Annotated in this window: 18 protein-coding genes and 1 tRNA gene; 12 read left to right on the top strand and 7 right to left on the bottom strand. The window is 58.6% G+C overall.

Going from position 1 to position 19,631, the window contains the following annotated elements:
- The first annotated feature begins 50 nt into the window (after nt 1-50).
- The 5 genes from gpmI (at nt 51) to IC37_RS09680 (ending at nt 6,622) form a co-directional block, all read left to right on the top strand.
- Nucleotides 51-1,580, top strand: coding sequence for a 2,3-bisphosphoglycerate-independent phosphoglycerate mutase (gpmI, locus tag IC37_RS09700; RefSeq protein WP_030129278.1), 1,530 nt, complete (start codon nt 51-53; stop codon nt 1,578-1,580).
- Nucleotides 1,581-1,850: 270 nt separating this feature from the next.
- Nucleotides 1,851-3,143 carry a murein hydrolase activator EnvC gene (locus IC37_RS09695; protein WP_030129279.1) on the top strand — a complete coding sequence of 431 codons (1,293 nt, stop codon included), beginning with the start codon at nt 1,851-1,853 and terminating at the stop codon, nt 3,141-3,143.
- A gap of 31 nt (nt 3,144-3,174) precedes the next feature.
- Nucleotides 3,175-4,494 (top strand): S41 family peptidase, encoded by a 1,320-nt coding sequence (locus IC37_RS09690; RefSeq protein ID WP_030129280.1) that lies wholly within the window; start codon nt 3,175-3,177, stop codon nt 4,492-4,494.
- 1 nt (nt 4,495) lies between these two features.
- Nucleotides 4,496-5,293: a divergent polysaccharide deacetylase family protein gene (locus IC37_RS09685; RefSeq protein ID WP_030129281.1), complete on the top strand. Its 798-nt coding sequence runs from the start codon at nt 4,496-4,498 to the stop codon at nt 5,291-5,293.
- Between the two features lie 90 nt (nt 5,294-5,383).
- Nucleotides 5,384-6,622, top strand: a complete 1,239-nt coding sequence (locus IC37_RS09680) for a serine protease (RefSeq protein WP_030129282.1) — start codon at nt 5,384-5,386, stop codon at nt 6,620-6,622.
- A 3-nt stretch (nt 6,623-6,625) separates the two neighbouring features.
- Here the strand turns inward: IC37_RS09680 and IC37_RS09675 are convergent, their stop codons facing one another.
- The 7 genes from IC37_RS09675 to IC37_RS09645 form a co-directional block, all read right to left on the bottom strand.
- Nucleotides 6,626-7,381, bottom strand: a complete 756-nt coding sequence (locus tag IC37_RS09675; RefSeq protein WP_030129283.1) for an ABC transporter substrate-binding protein — start codon at nt 7,379-7,381, stop codon at nt 6,626-6,628.
- Nucleotides 7,382-7,454: 73 nt separating this feature from the next.
- The gene (gene hisF, locus IC37_RS09670; protein WP_030129284.1) at nt 7,455-8,225 is read right to left on the bottom strand and encodes an imidazole glycerol phosphate synthase subunit HisF; all 771 of its coding nucleotides are present in this window, start codon (nt 8,223-8,225) and stop codon (nt 7,455-7,457) included.
- Between the two features lie 9 nt (nt 8,226-8,234).
- Nucleotides 8,235-8,972 (bottom strand): 1-(5-phosphoribosyl)-5-[(5-phosphoribosylamino)methylideneamino]imidazole-4-carboxamide isomerase, encoded by a 738-nt coding sequence (hisA, locus tag IC37_RS09665; protein ID WP_030129285.1) that lies wholly within the window; start codon nt 8,970-8,972, stop codon nt 8,235-8,237.
- A gap of 42 nt (nt 8,973-9,014) precedes the next feature.
- The gene (locus tag IC37_RS09660) at nt 9,015-9,272 is read right to left on the bottom strand and encodes a DUF2164 domain-containing protein (RefSeq protein WP_030129286.1); all 258 of its coding nucleotides are present in this window, start codon (nt 9,270-9,272) and stop codon (nt 9,015-9,017) included.
- A complete protein-coding gene (hisH, locus tag IC37_RS09655) occupies nt 9,273-9,911 on the bottom strand; it encodes an imidazole glycerol phosphate synthase subunit HisH (protein ID WP_030129287.1) in 639 nt (212 codons plus the stop codon).
- Nucleotides 9,911-10,504: an imidazoleglycerol-phosphate dehydratase HisB gene (hisB, locus tag IC37_RS09650; RefSeq protein ID WP_007939452.1), complete on the bottom strand. Its 594-nt coding sequence runs from the start codon at nt 10,502-10,504 to the stop codon at nt 9,911-9,913. The genes hisH and hisB overlap by 1 nt, the downstream gene beginning before the upstream one ends.
- Before the next feature lie 271 nt (nt 10,505-10,775).
- On the bottom strand, nt 10,776-12,440 hold the full coding sequence (locus IC37_RS09645; protein WP_030129288.1) for an OFA family MFS transporter: 1,665 nt from the start codon (nt 12,438-12,440) through the stop codon (nt 10,776-10,778).
- Nucleotides 12,441-12,804: 364 nt separating this feature from the next.
- Between IC37_RS09645 and IC37_RS09640 the strand changes: the two genes are divergently transcribed.
- The 7 genes from IC37_RS09640 (at nt 12,805) to IC37_RS09610 (ending at nt 19,304) form a co-directional block, all read left to right on the top strand.
- The gene (locus IC37_RS09640) at nt 12,805-13,209 is read left to right on the top strand and encodes an acetyl-CoA sensor PanZ family protein (RefSeq protein ID WP_030129289.1); all 405 of its coding nucleotides are present in this window, start codon (nt 12,805-12,807) and stop codon (nt 13,207-13,209) included.
- A 77-nt stretch (nt 13,210-13,286) separates the two neighbouring features.
- Nucleotides 13,287-15,521 (top strand): AsmA family protein, encoded by a 2,235-nt coding sequence (locus tag IC37_RS09635; RefSeq protein ID WP_095920349.1) that lies wholly within the window; start codon nt 13,287-13,289, stop codon nt 15,519-15,521.
- Nucleotides 15,518-16,585 carry an A/G-specific adenine glycosylase gene (gene mutY / locus IC37_RS09630; protein WP_030129291.1) on the top strand — a complete coding sequence of 356 codons (1,068 nt, stop codon included), beginning with the start codon at nt 15,518-15,520 and terminating at the stop codon, nt 16,583-16,585. The genes IC37_RS09635 and mutY overlap by 4 nt, the downstream gene beginning before the upstream one ends.
- Complete coding sequence (locus IC37_RS09625; RefSeq protein WP_007897448.1) at nt 16,582-16,854, top strand: oxidative damage protection protein; 273 nt, start codon at nt 16,582-16,584, stop codon at nt 16,852-16,854. The genes mutY and IC37_RS09625 overlap by 4 nt, the downstream gene beginning before the upstream one ends.
- Before the next feature lie 103 nt (nt 16,855-16,957).
- A tRNA-Phe gene (locus IC37_RS09620) sits at nt 16,958-17,033 on the top strand.
- A 330-nt stretch (nt 17,034-17,363) separates the two neighbouring features.
- Nucleotides 17,364-18,443: a hypothetical protein gene (locus IC37_RS09615; protein WP_030129292.1), complete on the top strand. Its 1,080-nt coding sequence runs from the start codon at nt 17,364-17,366 to the stop codon at nt 18,441-18,443.
- Between the two features lie 72 nt (nt 18,444-18,515).
- Nucleotides 18,516-19,304, top strand: coding sequence for a TSUP family transporter (locus IC37_RS09610; RefSeq protein ID WP_030129293.1), 789 nt, complete (start codon nt 18,516-18,518; stop codon nt 19,302-19,304).
- The last annotated feature ends 327 nt before the right edge of the window (nt 19,305-19,631 follow it).

Genomic DNA, 19,631 nt, shown 5'->3' with positions numbered 1-19,631 from the left:
GCCACTCCCTTTTCCATCGCCTTCTTTTAACTCAGCCACGAGTGGAATCCATGACTACGACGCCTAAACCTTTGGTCCTGATTATTCTCGACGGCTTCGGTCACAGTGAGAGCCCTGAATCCAACGCCATCTTTGCGGCCAAAAAGCCTGTATTGGACCGTTTGTGGGCCACCGTGCCGAACGGCCTGATCTCGGGCAGCGGCATGGACGTCGGCTTGCCGGACGGCCAGATGGGCAACTCCGAAGTCGGTCACATGAACCTTGGCGCCGGCCGCGTGGTGTACCAGGACTTCACGCGCGTGACCAAAGCGATCCGCGATGGCGAGTTCTTCGAGAACCCGACCATCTGCGCTGCGGTGGATAAAGCCGTTGCTGCCGGCAAAGCCGTGCATTTCATGGGCCTGCTGTCCGATGGCGGCGTTCATAGCCACCAGGATCACTTGGTCGCCATGGCTGAACTGGCCTACAAGCGCGGCGCCGAAAAAATCTACCTGCACGCCTTCCTTGATGGCCGTGATACGCCACCGAAAAGCGCCCAGTCGTCGATCGAGTTGCTGGACGCGACCTTCCAGGCCCTCGGCAAAGGCCGGATCGCCAGCATCATTGGCCGTTACTACGCCATGGACCGTGACAACCGTTGGGATCGCGTGTCCCAGGCTTACAACCTGATTGTCGATGGCAGCAGCGAATTCAATGCCGCCACCGCGCAGGAAGGCCTGCAAGCCGCTTATGAACGTGGCGAGAGCGACGAATTCGTCAAAGCCACCTCCATCGGCGAACCGGTGAAAGTCGAAGACGGCGACGCCGTAGTCTTCATGAACTTCCGCGCCGACCGCGCTCGTGAACTGACCCGCGTGTTCGTCGAAGACGATTTCAAGGAATTCGAACGCGCTCGCCAGCCGAAACTGTCCGGTTTCGTCATGCTGACCCAATACGCCGCCAGCATCCCCGCGCCGTCGGCCTTCGCCGCGAGCAGCCTGGACAACGTGTTGGGCGATTACCTGGCGAAAAACGGCAAGACGCAATTGCGCATCGCCGAAACCGAGAAATATGCCCATGTGACCTTCTTCTTCTCCGGTGGTCGCGAAGAACCGTTCCCGGGCGAAGAACGCATCCTGATCCCGTCGCCGAAAGTCGCCACCTATGACTTGCAGCCCGAGATGAGCGCCCCGGAAGTCACCGACCGCATCGTCGATGCCATTGAAAACCAGCGCTACGACGTGATCGTGGTCAACTACGCCAACGGCGACATGGTCGGCCATAGCGGTGTGTTCGACGCGGCAGTCAAAGCGGTTGAATGCCTGGATCTGTGCGTCGGCCGTATCGTCGATGCCCTGGAAAAAGTCGGCGGCGAAGCCCTGATTACTGCCGACCACGGCAATGTCGAGCAAATGTCCGACGCATCCACTGGCCAGGCGCACACCGCGCATACCACCGAGCCGGTGCCGTTCATCTATGTTGGCAAGCGTGACTTCAAGGTTCGCGACGGCGGCGTGCTGGCGGATGTGGCGCCGACCATGCTGATGTTGCTGGGGCTTGAGAAGCCGGCGGAAATGACGGGCACTTCGATTCTGGTGTGATCATAGGGGGATTGCTCAAATCCCCCGAAACAGCACCAATCAACTGTGGGAGCGGGCTTGCTCGCGAAAGCGGTCTGACATTCAACATCGATGTTGAATGTGATGCCCCCTTCGCGAGCAAGCCCGCTCCCACATTGGTTTTGCAGTGTTTTTGAAGAACGTAACGCTCTGAACCCCTCACCAGTTATCACACACCCCCAAATGGGCATTTTTTTTGCTGCGCATGGCGGGCATACTAGGCCGTCCCTTTCCCTGGTGTCGCCCGCCTCTATGCTTCGCGTCCTGATAGCCCTTGCCCTGACTTGCCTGCTTCAACCGGCCTTTGCCGACGAGCGCACGCAAACCCAACAACAGTTGGACGCCACGCGTCAGGACATTGCCGAGCTTAAAAAATTGCTGGGTAAACTCCAGGAAGAAAAGTCCGGGGTGCAGAAAGACCTCAAAGGCACCGAAACCGAGATGGGCAAGCTCGAGAAGCAGGTCGAAGCGCTGCAAAAAGAGCTGAAGAAAAGCGAATCCGAGCTACAGCGACTCGATGCCGAGAAAAAAAAACTCCAGAGCGCGCGTATTGAACAGCAACGACTGATCGCCATCCAGGCCCGCGCGGCCTATCAGAATGGCCGTCAGGAGTACCTGAAGCTGCTGCTCAACCAGCAGAACCCGGAAAAATTCGCCCGCACCCTCACCTATTACGACTACCTGAGCCAGGCCCGCCTGGAGCAGCTGAAGAATTTCAACGAAACCCTGCGCCAACTGGCCAATGTCGAAAACGACATCGCCATGCAGCAGGCGCAATTGCTGGTGCAGAAAAGCAGCCTCGACAGCCAGCGCGACGAACTCGACAAGGTTCGCAAAGAGCGCCAGCAAGTCCTGGCCAAGCTCAACGACGATGTGAAGGCCCGCGACCAGAAACTGGCCGCCCGTGAGCAGGATCAAGCGGACCTGTCTAAAGTCCTTAAAACCATCGAAGAAACCTTGGCCCGCCAGGCTCGTGAGGCAGAAGAAGCGCGACAAAAAGCGCTGATCGCCCAGCAGGAAGCCGAAAAAAAGCGTTTACGTGAGGCTCAGGCTGAAGCAGATGCCACCGATGCCCCACGCAGAACCGTTAAATCGACACCCGGCGCATTGGTTTCAAGTTCCGGCGAGACTTTTGGCGGCCCGTTTGCTTCCTCCCGAGGCAGACTTCCATGGCCGGTCGATGGTCGGCTGCTGGCACGCTTTGGTGAAAGCCGTGGCGACGACGCCCGTGCCAAATGGGACGGCGTGATGATCAGCGCCTCCGCCGGCAGCCAGGTGCATGCCGTTCATGGCGGTCGCGTGGTGTTTGCCGATTGGTTGCGAGGCGCCGGGTTGCTGGTGATCCTCGACCACGGCAACGGTTTTTTGAGTCTTTACGGTCACAACCAGACGCTGCTCAAGTCTGCGGGTGACGTGGTAAAAGCCGGTGAGTCCATCTCCACTGTCGGTAGCAGTGGCGGGCAGGACACACCTGCGCTGTATTTCGCTATTCGTCAGCAGGGTCACCCGAGTGATCCAGCGCAATGGTGTCGTGCGCAAGGATAAGCACGTTACCTAATTCAGGAGTTCGTTCGACATGCTGTATTTGTCCCGCCTTACCTCGCTGGCCCTGACGATTGCCCTGGTGATCGGCGCGCCTCTGGCGCTTGCCGCCCAACCGGCCCCGGCGGTTGCGCCTGCCGGCACCGCTGCAACCACCAAGGCGCCATTGCCGCTGGACGAGTTGCGCACCTTTGCCGAAGTCATGGACCGGATCAAGGCAGCGTATGTAGAACCGGTGGACGACAAGACCCTGCTGGAAAACGCCATCAAAGGCATGCTCAGCAACCTCGACCCGCACTCCGCATACCTTGGCCCGGAAGACTTCGCTGAATTGCAGGAAAGCACCAGCGGCGAATTCGGCGGCCTGGGTATCGAAGTCGGCGCCGAAGACGGTTTCATCAAAGTGGTTTCACCCATCGATGACACCCCGGCCTCCAAGGCTGGCATTCAGGCCGGTGACTTCATCGTCAAGATCAATGGTCAGCCGACTCGCGGCCAGAGCATGACCGAAGCCGTGGACAAGATGCGCGGCAAGATCGGCCAGAAGATCACCCTGACCCTGGTCCGCGACGGCGGTGCGCCGTTCGATGTGACCCTGGTCCGCGCCATCATTCAAGTGAAGAGCGTGAAGAGCCAGTTGCTGGAATCCGGCTACGGTTACATCCGCATCACCCAGTTCCAGGTCAAGACCGGCGAAGAGGTCTCCAAGGCCCTGGCCAAGTTGCGCAAGGACAACGGCAAGAAGCTCAACGGCATCGTCCTCGACCTGCGCAACAACCCGGGCGGCGTGCTGCAATCGGCGGTGGAAGTGGTCGACCACTTCATCACCAAGGGCCTGATCGTCTACACCAAGGGCCGCATCGCCAACTCCGAACTGCGCTTCTCCGCCACCGGCAAGGACGAAAGCGAAGCCGTGCCAATGGTCGTGCTGATCAACGGCGGCAGCGCCTCGGCCTCGGAAATTGTCGCCGGCGCCCTGCAGGATCAGAAACGCGCAGTGGTCATGGGCACCACCAGTTTCGGCAAAGGCTCGGTCCAGACCGTGTTGCCGCTGAACAACGAACGCGCACTGAAAATCACCACGGCGCTGTACTACACGCCGAACGGCCGCTCGATTCAGGCACAGGGCATCGTCCCGGACATCGAAGTACGCAAGGCCAAAATCACCAACGAGCAGGACGGCGAATACTTCAAGGAAGCCGATCTGCAAGGCCACCTGGGCAATGGCAACGGCGGCGCCGACAAACCGACCGGTTCCGCTGGCAAAGCCAAAGCCATGCCGCAGGATGACGATTATCAGTTGGCCCAGGCCCTGAGCCTGCTCAAAGGGCTGAGCATCACCTCCGGCCGCTGAGATGCGCCTGCGGTTGCTCCTCGGTCTGCTCTGTTGTCTGGCGGGTGTTGCTCACGCGGCACCTGCCACAACAGCGGCCACACCTGCGAAGGCTTATCTGAGCCTGATCATCGATGACCTGGGGCAAAGCCTGCCCCAGGATCGCCGCGTGCTGGCTCTGCCCGGCCCGGTCACCACGGCCATCATGCCCGATACGCCCCACGCCACCGAATTCGCCCGCGAAGCCCATCGCGCCGGCAAGATCGTTATCCTGCACATGCCCATGGCCCCGGCCACCGGACCGTTCGCCTGGCATCCCGACCTGGCCATCGAAGAACTCGAGAAGCGCCTGAACGCGGCGTTCAAGGCAGTGCCACACACCGCCGGCATCAACAACCACATGGGCAGTCGCATGACCGTTCAGCAACCGGCCATGGCCTGGCTGATGGCGAACTTGCAGCGTCGGCACAGTTTCTTCGTCGACAGCCGCACCAGTGCGCAAACAGTGGCAGCCGCCGAGGCGCAGAAGATTGGTTTGGCGAGCGTTTCGCGGGATGTGTTTCTGGATGACGAGCCCACTGAAACGGCGATCTTCACTCAACTACAGACGGCAATAAGCCTGGCGCGCAAGCAGGGTTCGGCGGTGATGATCGGGCATCCGTATCCGCAGACGCTGGCCGTGCTGGAGCGTGAGCTGCCCAAACTCAAGGCGCAGGGGATTGACTGGATCGACATCGAACAGATGATCAGCGTGCGCGGCAATCGCGCAACAGCTGCTCACGGCAAGGACGGGCAATACCGTCTCCCGCCCGGCAAATAATCAACACTCTCGATAACTATTTATGCCTCTTGGTATTCAGCGCCGTGCCACGATAGTGCGCACCCTGAATTTCATCACCAAGGAATGGCCATGAAATACCTCAGCTACTTTTACCTGGCGGCCCTGATCGGCCTGGCAACAAATACCACAGTACAGGCGCGCGACCTTGGAGAAGGCGCCGTCAACGGCGCGACTTCGAGAGCGCTGCAAAACAGCGAGCACCATTATGAACTCTGGAGCGGCATCGGACGCCTGAGCCTGCAATCGGGAGAAACCTGTAGCGCCGTTCTTCTGGACACGCGAGACAGGCAACGCCGCCCGACTGGCCCTGCCTATCTACTCACCAGTGGTCATTGTGTGTTCTTTCAATTCGGTTCGGCGCGGACCAATCTGCCTATAGAGGCCAAAGTCACCTTCCATTACTTTTATGACACGCCCCAACGTCATCGCCAATACGCTATCCGTACCGCCCGGTGGAGCAGTCTGGTAGGGACTGATCTGGCAGTACTTGAGGTCGACGCCACATTGGCATCGCTGATACAGGCCGGGATCAATCCGCTCAAGCTGGCGTCCCATCAAACCAACGAGAGCCACGATGTGCTTAACGTTGGCGCGCCGAGCGGCTTCACCGAACACGGGCTTCGATTGAGCGTTTGCGCCGAACAAACCGCCGGAACGTTTATCGATCACCCAGGGGTGTTCCCTTTGGCCATGAAAAACCGTTGCGACCTTCACGCCGGCAGTTCCGGCAGCCCGATGCTGAACCGCCGCACCAACGAAATCACCGGCATCGTCAGTCAAGTCGGAGCCTACCGCAATACGCCTGCTCCAGTTGGCTGCGAACACTCCTCGTCGTGCCACGCCGCGCGTTTCAACTACAACTATTCCGCCAACTTTCTGCATGACTGCTTTATCGATGGCGTCTTCACCCGTAATGGGCCGAACTGCTCCCTGGCATCTGTCGAGCTGACCGTCACGGAGCCCTGGAATCTCAAGTCATACGTTCGTAGAACGCAAAGTGCGGATGGGCAGATCGTATTGCCTGCCTGGGACTTCAGGTTCTCCCTCGAGGCACCTTTCTATCGCTACAAAGCGGTGCGTAACGCCAGAGACTGCAAGGCTCCCGGCAATTACAGCGCCGCCATTAGCGCTGAAGACGCTTACATCGATGTTGAGATAGGGCCACAAAACGGTGCGCATGCACTCTGCATTATCGGCGTCGACTCCACGCATCAGCGCCTGACAAGGGCAACATTGAATAACGTGTTTACAAGTGCTGTGTATTTGAGCGCGATGCCGGACGCTGCGCTTCAGACAACATCGAGGTAGTTGCTACAAATAGCGACCCATGATGTCGTCAACGACGCCTTCCTTGCGCAGCTGATCCAGCGCGGCTTGCAGCTTGGCGACGGTTTCATCCGAAACGTCTTTATTCAGCGCCAGATACAACTCGGCGCTGTTGAAGCGCAGCACGGTCTTGAGCCCGCTCACGCCTTCCTGGCGCGCCAGATAGCGGCCTGCCGGGTCACCGGTGGCCCACAGATCTATCTGGCCGTTGACCAGTTTTTTTGCGTTGTCTTGATCGCGCAGCACAACAATCGGTTTCAATCCTTGCTTGGCCAATGTCTCGGCAATCGCGTCGCCCTTGTAGGCACCAATCTTGTATTTGCGCGCCTGCTCCAGCGACTCGAGGGTGATCTTGCTATCGGCCTTGGCCAGCATGATCCAGTCGTCCGGGCCGATAGGGCCGACCCACTTGAAGAGTTTCTCGCGGTCCGGCAACCGCGCCATCACGAATACGCCATAACCGGGCTTCTCCAGGGCGAGTTTGTAGATTCGCTCCCAAGGGAAACGCAGCGTCAGGCTGTAAGTGATGTCGGCGCGCTTGAACATCTCGCGAACGATGTCCACGGCGATGCCGTTGATGTTCTCGTCCTGAGCAAAATTTTTGCCGTTCTTCGCCATGTTGTACGGCGGGAAGTTTTCCGTCAGCAGCACCAGGTCGGTGGCGGGATTTTCTTCGGCGCGGGCTCCGTTGATGAGCAACAGAGAAGCGCTGGCGAGGACAAGAAGAAGACGTTTAAGCATGTCGGGCTACCGGAATCCATGGCGTGCTCAAGAGTGCCTTGAGCACGCCATACTGTCCACTGGCCTGTAGTGTTTAACGCATCACGATGCCGCGATGAGCCATGTAGGCCTTGGCTTCCTGCACGGTGTATTCGCCGAAGTGGAAAATACTCGCCGCCAGCACCGCGCTGGCATGGCCTTCGAGAATGCCGTCGGCCAAGTGCTGCAAGTTGCCGACACCGCCGGACGCGATCACCGGAATCCCCAGTGCATCACTGATGGCGCGGGTAACGCCCAGGTCGAAGCCGTTTTTCATGCCGTCCTGGTCCATGCTGGTCAGCAGGATTTCACCGGCACCGAGGCTTTCCATCTTCTTCGCCCACTCAACGGCGTCGAGGCCGGTTGGCTTGCGACCGCCATGAGTGAAGATTTCCCAGCGCGGGGTTTCGCCCGGACCGGAAACTTTCTTCGCGTCAATGGCGACGACAATGCATTGCGAGCCGAAATGCTGAGCCGCTTCGCCGACGAATTCCGGGTTGAACACCGCAGCGGTGTTGATCGAGACCTTGTCCGCACCGGCATTGAGCAAGTTGCGAATGTCCTGCACGGTACGCACGCCGCCACCCACGGTCAGCGGGATGAACACCTGGCTGGCCATGCGTTCGACGGTATGCAGCGTGGTGTCGCGACCGTCGACGCTGGCGGTGATGTCGAGAAAGGTAATCTCGTCGGCACCTTGCTCGTCGTAGCGACGGGCGATTTCCACCGGGTCGCCTGCGTCGCGAATATTCTCGAACTTGACGCCCTTGACCACCCGGCCGTTATCCACGTCCAGGCAAGGGATGATGCGTTTGGCCAGCGCCATGGTGAGTCCTCAGCCTTTGTACGAATCGCAGAAAGTTTGCGCTTCAGCGACATCGAGGGTGCCTTCGTAAATCGCCCGGCCGGTGATGGCGCCGATGATGCCTGGCGCCTTGGCGTCGAGCAGCGACTTGATGTCACCCAGATTGTGGATACCGCCGGAAGCGATCACCGGAATCTTCGTCGCAGCGGCCAAAGCGGCGGTGTACGAAACGTTGCAGCCCTGCATCATGCCGTCTTTGGCGATGTCGGTATAAACGATCGCGGACACGCCGTCGGCTTCGAATTGCTTGGCCAGGTCAATCACCTGAATGGTGCTGATTTCAGCCCAGCCGTCAGTGGCGACAAAACCGTCTTTGGCATCCAGACCGACGATCACTTTGCCCGGGAACGCGCGGCAGGCCTCGGCAACGAAAGCCGGATCTTTCACGGCTTTGGTACCGATGATCACGTAGCTCACGCCCGCTTTCACATAGTGTTCGATGGTTTCCAGCGAGCGGATACCGCCGCCGATCTGAATCGGCAGGTTCGGGTAGCGCTTGGCGATGGCGGTGACCACTTCGCCGTTGACCGGCTGGCCTTCGAAGGCACCGTTCAAGTCGACCAGATGCAGACGGCGGCAACCGCCTTCCACCCACTTGGCAGCCATGCTCACCGGGTCATCGGAGAACACCGTGGAATCTTCCATGCGGCCCTGGCGCAGACGAACACAGGCACCGTCTTTGAGATCGATAGCGGGAATAATCAGCATCTGGCAAACCTTCAAATTCGAGTATTCAGCTTCGCTCGGAAATCAGTTTTTCTCGAGCGCCCACAGGTCGCTTTCGATGCTTTCGAACCTCTCTTTGAGGTGCGTCTGCACATCGAAAATCGCCCTGTTGTAATAGTGCGGAGCAATTTCGCGGGTAAACAGCTCAAGGATTTCAGCCGCTTCGAACGAACCCAGGTTCAGCTCGAAGCGATCCTCCATGAAGCGTTTGATCTTGTGATTGGCCTCGTTCTCCTGCTCGGGAGTGAGGGTCAGGATCGGCGGCTTCTTTTTGGCAGCCATTTACCAGCGACCGTCCCACGCAGCGAAGTTCTGCAGCAATTGCAGGCCATGGGTGTGGCTCTTCTCCGGGTGAAACTGCACGGCGAAACGCGAGCCCTCGGCCAACGCGGCGGCAAAATCGACGCCGTAATGACCGCTACCCACCACCTGCCGCGCATTGCCGGCAGCGATGTAATAGCTGTGCACGAAGTAGAAACGCGCCAGATCAGGGATGTCGTGCCACAGTGGGTGACTCACCTTCTGCTTCACTTCGTTCCAGCCCATGTGCGGGACTTTCAAGTGTTCGCCGTCTTCGTGCAAATCCTTGCCGAAGAACTTCACCTGGCCCGGAAACAGGCCGATGCAGTCCACGCCATTGTTCTCTTCACTGCTGTCGAGCAAGGCTTGCATGCCGACGCAGATGCCAAGGAACGGACGGTCCTGGCTGACTTCACGCACCAGTGAATCGAAGCCCAGACGACGGATCTCCGCCATGCAATCGCGAATCGCGCCGACGCCGGGGAATACCACCCGGTCGGCTTCACGAATCACATCGGCATCGCTGGTGATCAGCACCTTGCCGGCACCGACGTGCTCGAGGGCCTTGGCCACCGAATGCAGGTTGCCCATGCCGTAATCGATAACCGCGACCGTCTGCATTACAGAACGCCTTTGGTCGACGGCATTTGCCCGGCCATGCGGTCATCCAGCTCCACGGCCATGCGCAGGGCGCGGCCGAAAGCCTTGAACACGGTTTCGATCTGGTGGTGGGTGTTGTGCCCACGCAGATTGTCGATGTGCAGGGTGACGTTGGCGTGGTTGACGAAGCCCTGAAAAAATTCCTGGAACAGGTCAACGTCGAAGCCGCCGACGGTCGCGCGGGTATAAGGAACATGCATCTGCAGGCCAGGACGGCCGGAGAAGTCGATCACCACGCGCGACAGCGCTTCATCGAGCGGCACGTAGGCGTGGCCGTAGCGACGGATGCCTTTCTTGTCGCCGATGGCTTTGGTGAACGCCTGACCCAACGTGATACCGACGTCTTCCACCGTGTGGTGGTCGTCGATATGCAGGTCGCCCTTGCTGACAATATCCAGGTCGATCAGCCCGTGACGGGCGATCTGGTCCAGCATGTGCTCAAGAAAAGGTACACCGATATCAAATCGGGCCTTTCCGGTGCCATCCAGGTTGATCGAGGCTTTGATCTGGGTTTCCAGAGTGTCGCGCTCGACTGACGCCATACGTTCGGCCATCACCAGCTCCGCAAAAATCATTGGGGCGAAAAAGGCAGCCATTATAGGGTCGCGGGCGGGAAACAGAAACACGGGAGGTGATATCACTGACGGAGTGAATCCCCCGCTGTCGGGGATAGACATGTCAGTACAAGCCGGCAAACACAAAATCTGTGCCCACGGAGAACAAATGTGGGAGCGGGCTTGCTCGCGAAAGCGGTGTGCCAGGCAACATTGATGTCGACTGACACTCCCTCTTCGCGAGCAAGCCCGCTCCCACAGGGGTTTTGCGTTAGTGGAAGAGAACCGCAGTTTTCTGCAGCGTCACCCAAACACCCCATGCCAACGGAATGCCCACCACCAGCCACGCAGCCACCGCCAACGGCTTGGTGCCTGCATCCGCTTTCCACTCCAGCACGGTGCTGGCGTCAGCTCCTTTGTCGTGGCCCAGCGCCTGTTCGGCGGCCAGTTCAGCGTCGGTCATGAAGTACTTGTCGGCCACCGGGCGAACCATCAGGTTGCACAGAAAGCCCAGCACCAACAGGCCCGCGAGTATGTACAGGGTGATGTCATACGCCGCGGCGCGTTCAACGCCGATGCTCAGCTGATATTCGCGCAGGTAGTTCACCAACACCGGCCCCAACACGCCCGCCGCCGCCCACGCCGTCAGCAGACGACCGTGGATCGCGCCGACCATTTGCGTACCGAACAGGTCCGCCAGGTAAGCCGGCACCGTCGCAAAACCACCGCCGTACATCGACAGGATGACGCAGAACGCCGCCACGAACAGCGCAACGCTACCCAGGTGACCGAGATTAGGAATCAACGCGTACAGGGCAAAACCCAGGGCGAAGAATACGAAATAGGTGTTTTTGCGGCCCAGGTAGTCCGAGAACGAAGCCCAGAAGAACCGGCCACCAATGTTGAACAGGCTCAACAACCCGGTGAAGCCGGCAGCAATCGCGGCGATCGAGGCCAGTTGCCCGGCATCCAGCTGACCAAATGTCTGGTCGGTGCCCAGCAATTTACCGGCAAAGACTTCCTGCAACAGTGGCGAAGCCATGCCGAGAATGCCGATACCCGCCGAAACGTTCAGGCACAGCACCAACCACACCAGACGGAATTGCGGAGTCTTCCACGCCACATTCACATGGACATGACGGTGAGTGATCATTGCATTCGAGGCTTTTTTCGCCGGAGCAGTCCAGCCTTCAGGCTTCCAGCCGGTTGGCGGAACGCGGTAGGACAGCGCGCCACCGATCATGAACACGAAGTAGATCGCGGCCATCACCAGGAAGCTCTGCCATACGCCGACGCTGGTTGGCGAAGCGAAGTGGCCCATCAGCGCTGCGGCCAGTGGAGCACCAACCATCGCGCCACCACCGAAGCCCATGATCGCCATACCGGTCGCCATGCCGCGCTTGTCCGGGAACCACTTGATCAGGGTCGAGACCGGCGAGATGTAACCCAGGCCCAGGCCGATACCGCCGATGACCCCGGAGCCGATCCACATCAGCCAGATCTGGTGGGTATAGACCCCCAGCGCCGAAATCAGCAGACCGCCACACCAGCACAGTGCCGACACCACACCGGCCTTGCGGGGACCTGCGTGTTCCAGCCAGCCGCCCCAGATTGCTGCCGAGCAGCCAAGGAAGATGAAGAACAGGGTGTAGATCCAGCCGAGCATCGAGATCGGCCAATCGCATTGAGACGAAAAGACCTGAGCGATGAAGCTCATGTCCGGCGCGCAAGTCACGGCCTTGGTGACGCCCAGGGCTTTGGACAATGGCAACCAGAACACCGAAAAGCCGTAGGCCATGCCGATGCACAGGTGGATGGCCAGAGCGGCCGGTGGTACCAGCCAACGGTTGAAACCGGGCTTGGCGATGATGCGTTCCTTGGACAGGAACGCGGGCTGATCGGCTTTGAGGCCGTCCGCCGTGATGCTCGTGGTCATGGTGTTTCCCCCAATTATTAGTATTGTTCGCCAGCCGTTCTTCACCCCAGCCTTTATGCACGCAGACATGACCGTTTTTTAGGTGAAGCTCCATTTTGGTGCAACATCACGCCGCAGAAGGACGGACGAACGGGCAGAGGTTACCATTTGCACGTGACAGGGAAATCAAAGTGACATTACCTTTTGTATGTCATCCGATTTGGTTCACGTTGTGAACAACACCGAACCCGGCCGGCTTGCCGGCGAAGGCGTTTTCAAGAGCGCTGCATGCCGTGAGACCGCCTTCGCTGGCAAGCCAGCTCCTACACCGGGAATACGTCAAGACGGTATCTACGGGACCGGATTAGCTTTCAAGGGAGACACCATGCCGATCATTGTCGAGCTGCTGAACCACGCCACTTATCAGGATCAGCAAGATCTTCAGAAAATCTATCGCGACGCCCCGGACTGGCTGTTTGCGCCATTTACAGGGGACCTGCAGCTGATTGAAGACTGCCTGCGGGACGGTTCGCTGATCGCCGGACGCTTCAACGATCGGCTGTTGGGTGCGGCACGTCTGCAACGGCACCCCGATGTCTGGCACTTGTCCCATTTATGCGTACGAAAAATCACCCGTCGTCGTGGCGTTGCCGAGCGTCTAGTGAACGAAGCGCAGAAAATGGCGTCGCAATCGGGCGCGACATTGCGGTTGTTGGCACCTGCCGGGCACCTCGAAGCTCAGGCACTGGCAGCCAAGCTGAAGGTACCGCTGGATGTGCTGCCCACGTGATCGCTGACCGGTCAGCTACGTCGGAGCGCTATACTCCCTGGCTAAATTTCGAATTCGACTAATACAAGGACTCGCCCATGAAAGCGTTCGGCAAAATCCTGGGTCTGGTAATTCTCGGGCTGTTGCTGATCATTGTGGCGCTGGGCTTTGCCCTGACCCACCTCTTCGATCCCAACGACTATAAAGACGAGATTCGCCAGATTGCCCGCGACAAGGCCCACATCGAGCTGACGCTCAATGGCGATATCGGCTGGAGCCTGTTTCCCTGGCTAGGCCTGGAGTTGCATGAAGCCAGTGTGGCGACCCTGGCCAAGCCTGCCGAACCGTTCGCAGACTTGCAGATGCTCGGCCTGTCGGTCCGCGTGATTCCGCTGCTGCGCCGCGAAGTGCAGATGAGCGATGTGCGCGTTGAAGGCCTGAACCTGCGCCTGAACCGCGACAAGGACGGCCATGGCAACTGGGAAGACATCGGCAAGGTCCCGGCACCTGCCACCCCGAGCGGCACGACCACGCCGCCCGCCACCGCTGGCGAACCGACACCAACGACCACCACCCAGGCAGAAAAACCGGCTCAGCCGATCCGCCTGGACATCGACAGCCTGACTGTCAACAACGCCCGCGTTGAATACAGCGACGAGAGAACCGGCAGGCAGTTCAGTGCCGAAAGCATCCAGCTGAGCACTGGCCCGGTGCATGATTCGACCAATATCCCGGTCAAACTCACCGCGTTCCTCGGTACCAACCAACCTGTTCTGCGGGTGCGAACCGAGCTGGCCGGCGAGTTGCGTTTCGAGCGTGCGCTGCAGCGTTACAAATTCGAAGACATGAAACTCTCCGGTGAAGTCGCTGGCGATCCACTGCAAGGCAAGACCATGACCTTCGCCGCTCAAGGTCAGCTGCTGCTGGACAGGGCTGCCAACGTCGCCGAATGGACCGGCATCAAAATCTCCGCCAACCAGTTGCGCGCCTTGGGTGAACTGAAGGCCAACGACCTCGACAAGACCCCGAAAATCAGCGGTGGCCTGTCGATTGCCCAATTCGATCTGGCGAAATTCATCGACAGCATCGGACAGAAACTCCCTGCAATGGCTGAAGGCAGTTTGAGCAAAGTCGAACTGGTGAGCCAGGTTGCCGCCACGCCGACCAGTTTGTCCCTCGACAGCCTCAACCTGAAACTCGACGACAGCAATTTCAGCGGTCGCATCGCTGTCGAGGACTTCGCCAGGCAATCGCTGCGATTGAACCTCAAGGCTGACACCTTCAACGTCGACCGTTCCCTGCCACCAAAATCCGCCGAAGCCAACAGCGCGAAGCAGGTGCGTCAGGCCGAAGTGGCCAGCACCGAGACCGAGGCCATGGCTGGCGCGGGCAGTTCACCGCTACCACCCTCACCGACCAAAGGCCCGTGGAGCACCGAGCGTCTGTTGCCGGTGGAACGCCTGAGCAAACTCGACGTGGACGCCGACCTGACCTTTGGCCAGCTGACCCTCGACAAATTGCCGATTCAGAATGCTGCACTCAAGGCCTCTGGCCAAGGCGGCCTGCTGACACTGGAGAATCTGCGCGGCGACCTGTACGACGGCAACTTCGAAGCCAAAGGTACCCTGGACGTGCGCCAGCAAGTGCCGGCGCTGAACATGCAGACGCGCATCAGCAAAGTGCCCGTGGAAAAAATCCTCGAAAGCCAGGGGAAAAACCCGCCAGTCCAAGGCCTGGTTACGCTCAACAGCGCGCTGACCAGCAGCGGCAATAGCCAGAGCGCGCTGATCGACAACCTCAACGGCAACGCCAGTTTCGTCATCAACAACGGCGTGCTGCTCAACGCCAACCTTGAGCAGCAACTGTGCAAAGGCATCGCCACCCTGAATCGCAAAACCCTCACCGGCGAGCCACGGGGCAAGGACACACCGTTCGAAGAGCTCAAGGGCAACCTGACCTTGCGCAACGGCGTGGCCAGCAACCCCGACCTGAAAGTGCGTATCCCGGGCATGACCGTCAACGGTAATGGCGACATCGACCTGCGGGTGCTGGGCATGGATTACCGTGTCGGCGTGATCGTCGAAGGCGACAAGAGCGACATGCCGGACCCGGCCTGCCAGGTCAGCGAGCGCTTCGTCGGCATCGAGTGGCCACTGCGCTGCCGTGGTCCGCTGGAACTGGGTGCCAAGGCTTGCCGCGTCGACAACGAACGCATGGGACAAGTCGCGAGCAAACTGGCTGGCGAGCGGATCAGCGAAAAAATCGACGAGAAGCTTGGCGATAAAGTCAGCCCGGAACTGAAAAACGCGCTCAAGGGGCTGTTCAAGCGATGAGAGCCGAGCAGTTTTCAACGGCGGTACTGGATTGGTACGACCGCCACGGCCGCCACGATTTGCCTTGGCAGCAGGGCATCACCCCTTACCGGGTGTGGGTCTCGGAAATCATGTTGCAGCAAACCCAGGTCAGCACTGTGCTGAACTACTTCGACCGTTTCATGGCCTCGCTGCCGACGGTCGAAGCCCTGGCCGCCGCGCCGGAAGACGAAGTGCTGCACCTGTGGACTGGCCTCGGTTATTACACCCGCGCGCGCAACTTGCAGAAGACCGCGAAGATTGTCGTTGCCGAATATGGCGGCGAGTTTCCCCGTGACGTGGAAAAGCTCACCGATCTGCCGGGTATCGGGCTGTCCACCGCTGGCGCGATTGCCAGCCTGAGCATGGGCCTGCGGGCGCCGATCCTCGATGGCAACGTCAAACGCGTGCTGGCGCGCTTTACCGCGCAAGAGGGTTATCCGGGCGAGCCCAAGGTTGCCAAACAGCTGTGGGCCAACGCTGAGCGCTTTACGCCACATGATCGGGTCAACGCCTACACCCAGGCGATGATGGACCTGGGCGCCACGCTCTGCACTCGCAGCAAACCGAGCTGCCTGCTCTGCCCGCTGGAAAAGGGCTGCGAGGCGCACATGCTTGGCCTGGAAACCCGCTACCCGATCCCCAAACCGCGCAAAGCCGTGCCACAGAAGCGTACGCTGATGCCGATGCTCGCCAACGGCGAAGGTGCGATTCTGCTTTACCGACGCCCTTCCACAGGCTTGTGGGGCGGTCTCTGGAGCCTGCCGGAACTCGATGACCTCGACGACCTGCAACATCTGGCTTCGCAGCATTCGCTGGAGCTGGGCAGCCAACAGGCACTGCCGAGCCTGGTACACACCTTCAGCCACTTTCAGTTATCCATCGAACCCTGGCTGGTTCAGGTCCAGGAGGCCGGCCATCACGTGGCCGAGGCCGACTGGCTCTGGTATAACCTCGCCACCCCGCCGCGCCTGGGCCTTGCCGCCCCGGTCAAAACCTTGCTCGAACGCGCGGCCGCCGTATTGAACGCAGGAGAGTCGTCATGACCCGCACCATCATGTGCCGCAAGTACAAAGAAGAATTACCCGCCCTGGAGCGCGCTCCATTTCCGGGTGCAAAAGGTCAGGACATTTTTGACCACGTCTCGGCCAAGGCCTGGGCCGACTGGCAGAAACACCAGACCCTGCTGATCAACGAAAAACGCCTGAACATGATGAACGCCGAAGACCGCAAATACCTTCAGGGCGAGATGGACAAGTTCTTTTCCGGCGAGGAATACGCCAAGGCCGAAGGCTACGTTCCGCCCGCTGAATAATCCCGTATTTTCGGGGGGCGGATCGTAAGCGACGGTAATAATTAAATTTTTTTTGAAAACTTGCTTGACGCCCCCCTGAAAAACCAGTTTAATGCGCCCCGTTGCCCAGATAGCTCAGTCGGTAGAGCAGGGGATTGAAAATCCCCGTGTCGGCGGTTCGATTCCGTCTCTGGGCACCAAATACCGAAAACCCTGAATCGCAAGATTCAGGGTTTTTTTATGCGTGCGATTTGATGAGGCACTGTTCCAGTCATCCTCGAAGCGCCGAACGAAGCATCAACTCCCACCTCCTCGCGCTACGCCAGCAAGCGCCTGCAACGCCTTCCGAAACTGAGTCCCGAGTAGCGTCAAGCATTGGTGAACGGCCCTTCTCGCGGTCTCTCGGGTTTGTCGGAACGCTCCGTATGCTTTAACGGAAATGGATGACATACGCTGATCATCGGATTGGGCAGAATCGTGGGAGAAGCTGCCGCATAACCGGGAGCAGATACACAACAGGGATGTAGGTAATGACTGACGCCATCAAACGGGATGTCGAAAAAGCTGAGTTTTTTACTGAACAGGACATCAGAGTTTTCAGCTTTGATACTCGGCAATCAACATGGCTTCATACGTTCGCCGAAGAACTGGCCGCCATCGGCGGGCCGCAGGCACCAGGAGCCAAGTCCAAAGCCTCTCTGGCAGCCACAGAATTAAAGTCCTCGTTTTCGAAAGACCAATGCGAATTGCTGGCGGCCTACTCCAATGGCCTTGTTTGCGTGTTGATCTTTGAAGGGCTGCAAAAAATCACCGATGGCAGCCCTCCAAATGAACTACCAGACCTGACATCCCTGGAAAATCGATACGACGTCCTTTGCCTGGCCGCCCGTAATCAGATCTTGTTGAAACTGGTGGATAACAGTTCCTTTGCCTATGACATGGACAACGAAGGAAAGCTGGTTCGATTGGTAGCCAACTTCAAGGGTGGCGGACTCGTCAAAATCAATGCCGAGCCGGACATCAAAGAACTGAGCTCCCATTCCGGCCTCGCGCTTGGCCCGCATACCGAGGCGCCTTACTGGTGCGCCGTGAACGCGAAAGACGGGCACTCGCCCTCTCCGTCGTCGCTCATACTTTCCGCCTTGTGGAACCCGAGCCTGGAACCTACGCGGGTAATTCCGCTGCCTCCCCTACTGGAAAAAATTGGCGTTACCCACTGCCTCGCACTGACCACGGGCAACTTCCAATTCACTCGTAGCGACTCCTTTGTCAGTGGCAAAGGGGAAGATGGTCGCAACGTTTCGATTCTGGAGTTTGACGACAAGGTCGGGTTCGCAGCCCGCTTCAACTCGTATCGCTTTTCGGTCAATGACAACGCCTCGAATTTTGTCAAAACGGCCTATGCCGCCCTTTGCCAGGGGGTAAGCGAAGCAATTCCAGTCGAGTACACACTGACGCAAGCGTCAGCCATGGTCATCAATAACGTCCGCTCTCTGCACTGTCGCGATGTCATTAAAGACAACAGACGAGTCCTGGTCCGTATTTTCGGGCTTTCAAAATTTTCTTCCCCTGTCGTTATTTCAGAGGACCCGTTACTGCTGCAGGGCTGATTTTTTAAGCGTTCAAGCTGCGCAAGGACCAATCATGTGATTACTGGCCAATAACTAGGAAGAGGGAATGCAATGTCTTGGGATTTAATAGGCATGTTGGCGCTGGTCGCTTTTTTCGCCGGTTTTTTTGATGCGATTGCCGGTGGTGGAGGCTTGATCACCTTACCTGCATTGTTTCTCGCCGGTGTAGATCCGATCAGTGCAATTGCAACGAACAAGTTTCAGGCCGCTTCGGCAACTGTTTCGGCCACTATAACCTTTGCTCGCAAAGGAATGATCGAGTGGCGCGAAGGCCGCTTCCTGGTGATCTGCGGATTTATTGGCGGCGCCAGTGGTGCCTTGCTGGTCAGCTCTATTGATAAGCGCTATCTGGAAGTTTGCGTGCCTATCATGCTGATTCTGGTGGCTATCTATTTTGCTTTCTCTCCCAAGCTGGCCAATGAAGATCGACGCAAGAGAATCGGTATTCTGCTTTTTTCCTTTACCCTCGCGCCGATCCTGGGCTTTTATGACGGTATATTTGGCCCCGGGGTGGGCTCTTTCTTTATTGTCGGGTTTGTACTTCTCTGCGGCTTGGGCATGATGCGGGCCATGAGTTTTACCAAACTTGCCAACGCCTCATGCAACCTGGGTTCTTTGTCGGTCTTCATTACCAAAGGTGTGATTATTTGGCCGATTGCCATAGCCATGGCTTTGGCGGCCTTCATCGGCGCTCAATTGGGTGCACGAGCCGCTGTTCGCGTCGGTCCACGGTTGATTAAACCCATGTTGATCGTGGTTTGTTGCGCCTTGGCCATCAAGCTGCTGAGCGTAGAAAGCAATCCACTGCGCGTCGCGGTCCTTGGCACGTTTGCGCTTTAATGCTCAGGATTTCTTTTCTGAAAGGACAGAACCCTATGGCATCCCCGACCAAGCAACAAAAGCGAGCCAAACGCGCCAAGGTAAAAGCCAAGCAATAGCGCGTGGCTCGGAATGCTCAGCACCTTGCCGGGCCATGGAAGAAGCGGTTGCCGAGCTGGCGGCAGAGCTATCTGAAGATGAGGAATAATCTCATTTACATGACTACAGCAAGCCTGAGCCCAGACCCACGATCACGTAATTGGGGAGATTCCAGGCACAGCTTTTGAGCCTTGGCATTGCTCGCCACCGATGTGGGGGTGTTATGGCTGATTCAAATCGTGAATGCAG

This window comes from Pseudomonas sp. QTF5 (genome assembly GCF_000512695.2).
GTDB lineage: Bacteria > Pseudomonadota > Gammaproteobacteria > Pseudomonadales > Pseudomonadaceae > Aquipseudomonas.
The sequence above is the reverse complement of the archived record's forward strand: the minus strand, read 5'-3'. Positions and strand labels throughout refer to the sequence as shown.

Excerpts from the sequence above, each read along its gene's own strand:
- gpmI (WP_030129278.1), top strand. The coding sequence starts at position 51 with ATGACTACGACGCCTAAACCTTTGGTCCTGATTATTCTCGACGGCTTC.
- IC37_RS09695 (WP_030129279.1), top strand. The coding sequence starts at position 1,851 with ATGCTTCGCGTCCTGATAGCCCTTGCCCTGACTTGCCTGCTTCAACCG.
- IC37_RS09690 (WP_030129280.1), top strand. The coding sequence starts at position 3,175 with ATGCTGTATTTGTCCCGCCTTACCTCGCTGGCCCTGACGATTGCCCTG.
- IC37_RS09685 (WP_030129281.1), top strand. The coding sequence starts at position 4,496 with ATGCGCCTGCGGTTGCTCCTCGGTCTGCTCTGTTGTCTGGCGGGTGTT.
- IC37_RS09680 (WP_030129282.1), top strand. The coding sequence starts at position 5,384 with ATGAAATACCTCAGCTACTTTTACCTGGCGGCCCTGATCGGCCTGGCA.
- IC37_RS09675 (WP_030129283.1), bottom strand. The coding sequence starts at position 7,381 with ATGCTTAAACGTCTTCTTCTTGTCCTCGCCAGCGCTTCTCTGTTGCTC.
- hisF (WP_030129284.1), bottom strand. The coding sequence starts at position 8,225 with ATGGCGCTGGCCAAACGCATCATCCCTTGCCTGGACGTGGATAACGGC.
- hisA (WP_030129285.1), bottom strand. The coding sequence starts at position 8,972 with ATGCTGATTATTCCCGCTATCGATCTCAAAGACGGTGCCTGTGTTCGT.
- IC37_RS09660 (WP_030129286.1), bottom strand. The coding sequence starts at position 9,272 with ATGGCTGCCAAAAAGAAGCCGCCGATCCTGACCCTCACTCCCGAGCAG.
- hisH (WP_030129287.1), bottom strand. The coding sequence starts at position 9,911 with ATGCAGACGGTCGCGGTTATCGATTACGGCATGGGCAACCTGCATTCG.
- hisB (WP_007939452.1), bottom strand. The coding sequence starts at position 10,504 with ATGGCCGAACGTATGGCGTCAGTCGAGCGCGACACTCTGGAAACCCAG.
- IC37_RS09645 (WP_030129288.1), bottom strand. The coding sequence starts at position 12,440 with ATGACCACGAGCATCACGGCGGACGGCCTCAAAGCCGATCAGCCCGCG.
- IC37_RS09640 (WP_030129289.1), top strand. The coding sequence starts at position 12,805 with ATGCCGATCATTGTCGAGCTGCTGAACCACGCCACTTATCAGGATCAG.
- IC37_RS09635 (WP_095920349.1), top strand. The coding sequence starts at position 13,287 with ATGAAAGCGTTCGGCAAAATCCTGGGTCTGGTAATTCTCGGGCTGTTG.
- mutY (WP_030129291.1), top strand. The coding sequence starts at position 15,518 with ATGAGAGCCGAGCAGTTTTCAACGGCGGTACTGGATTGGTACGACCGC.
- IC37_RS09625 (WP_007897448.1), top strand. The coding sequence starts at position 16,582 with ATGACCCGCACCATCATGTGCCGCAAGTACAAAGAAGAATTACCCGCC.
- IC37_RS09615 (WP_030129292.1), top strand. The coding sequence starts at position 17,364 with ATGACTGACGCCATCAAACGGGATGTCGAAAAAGCTGAGTTTTTTACT.
- IC37_RS09610 (WP_030129293.1), top strand. The coding sequence starts at position 18,516 with ATGTCTTGGGATTTAATAGGCATGTTGGCGCTGGTCGCTTTTTTCGCC.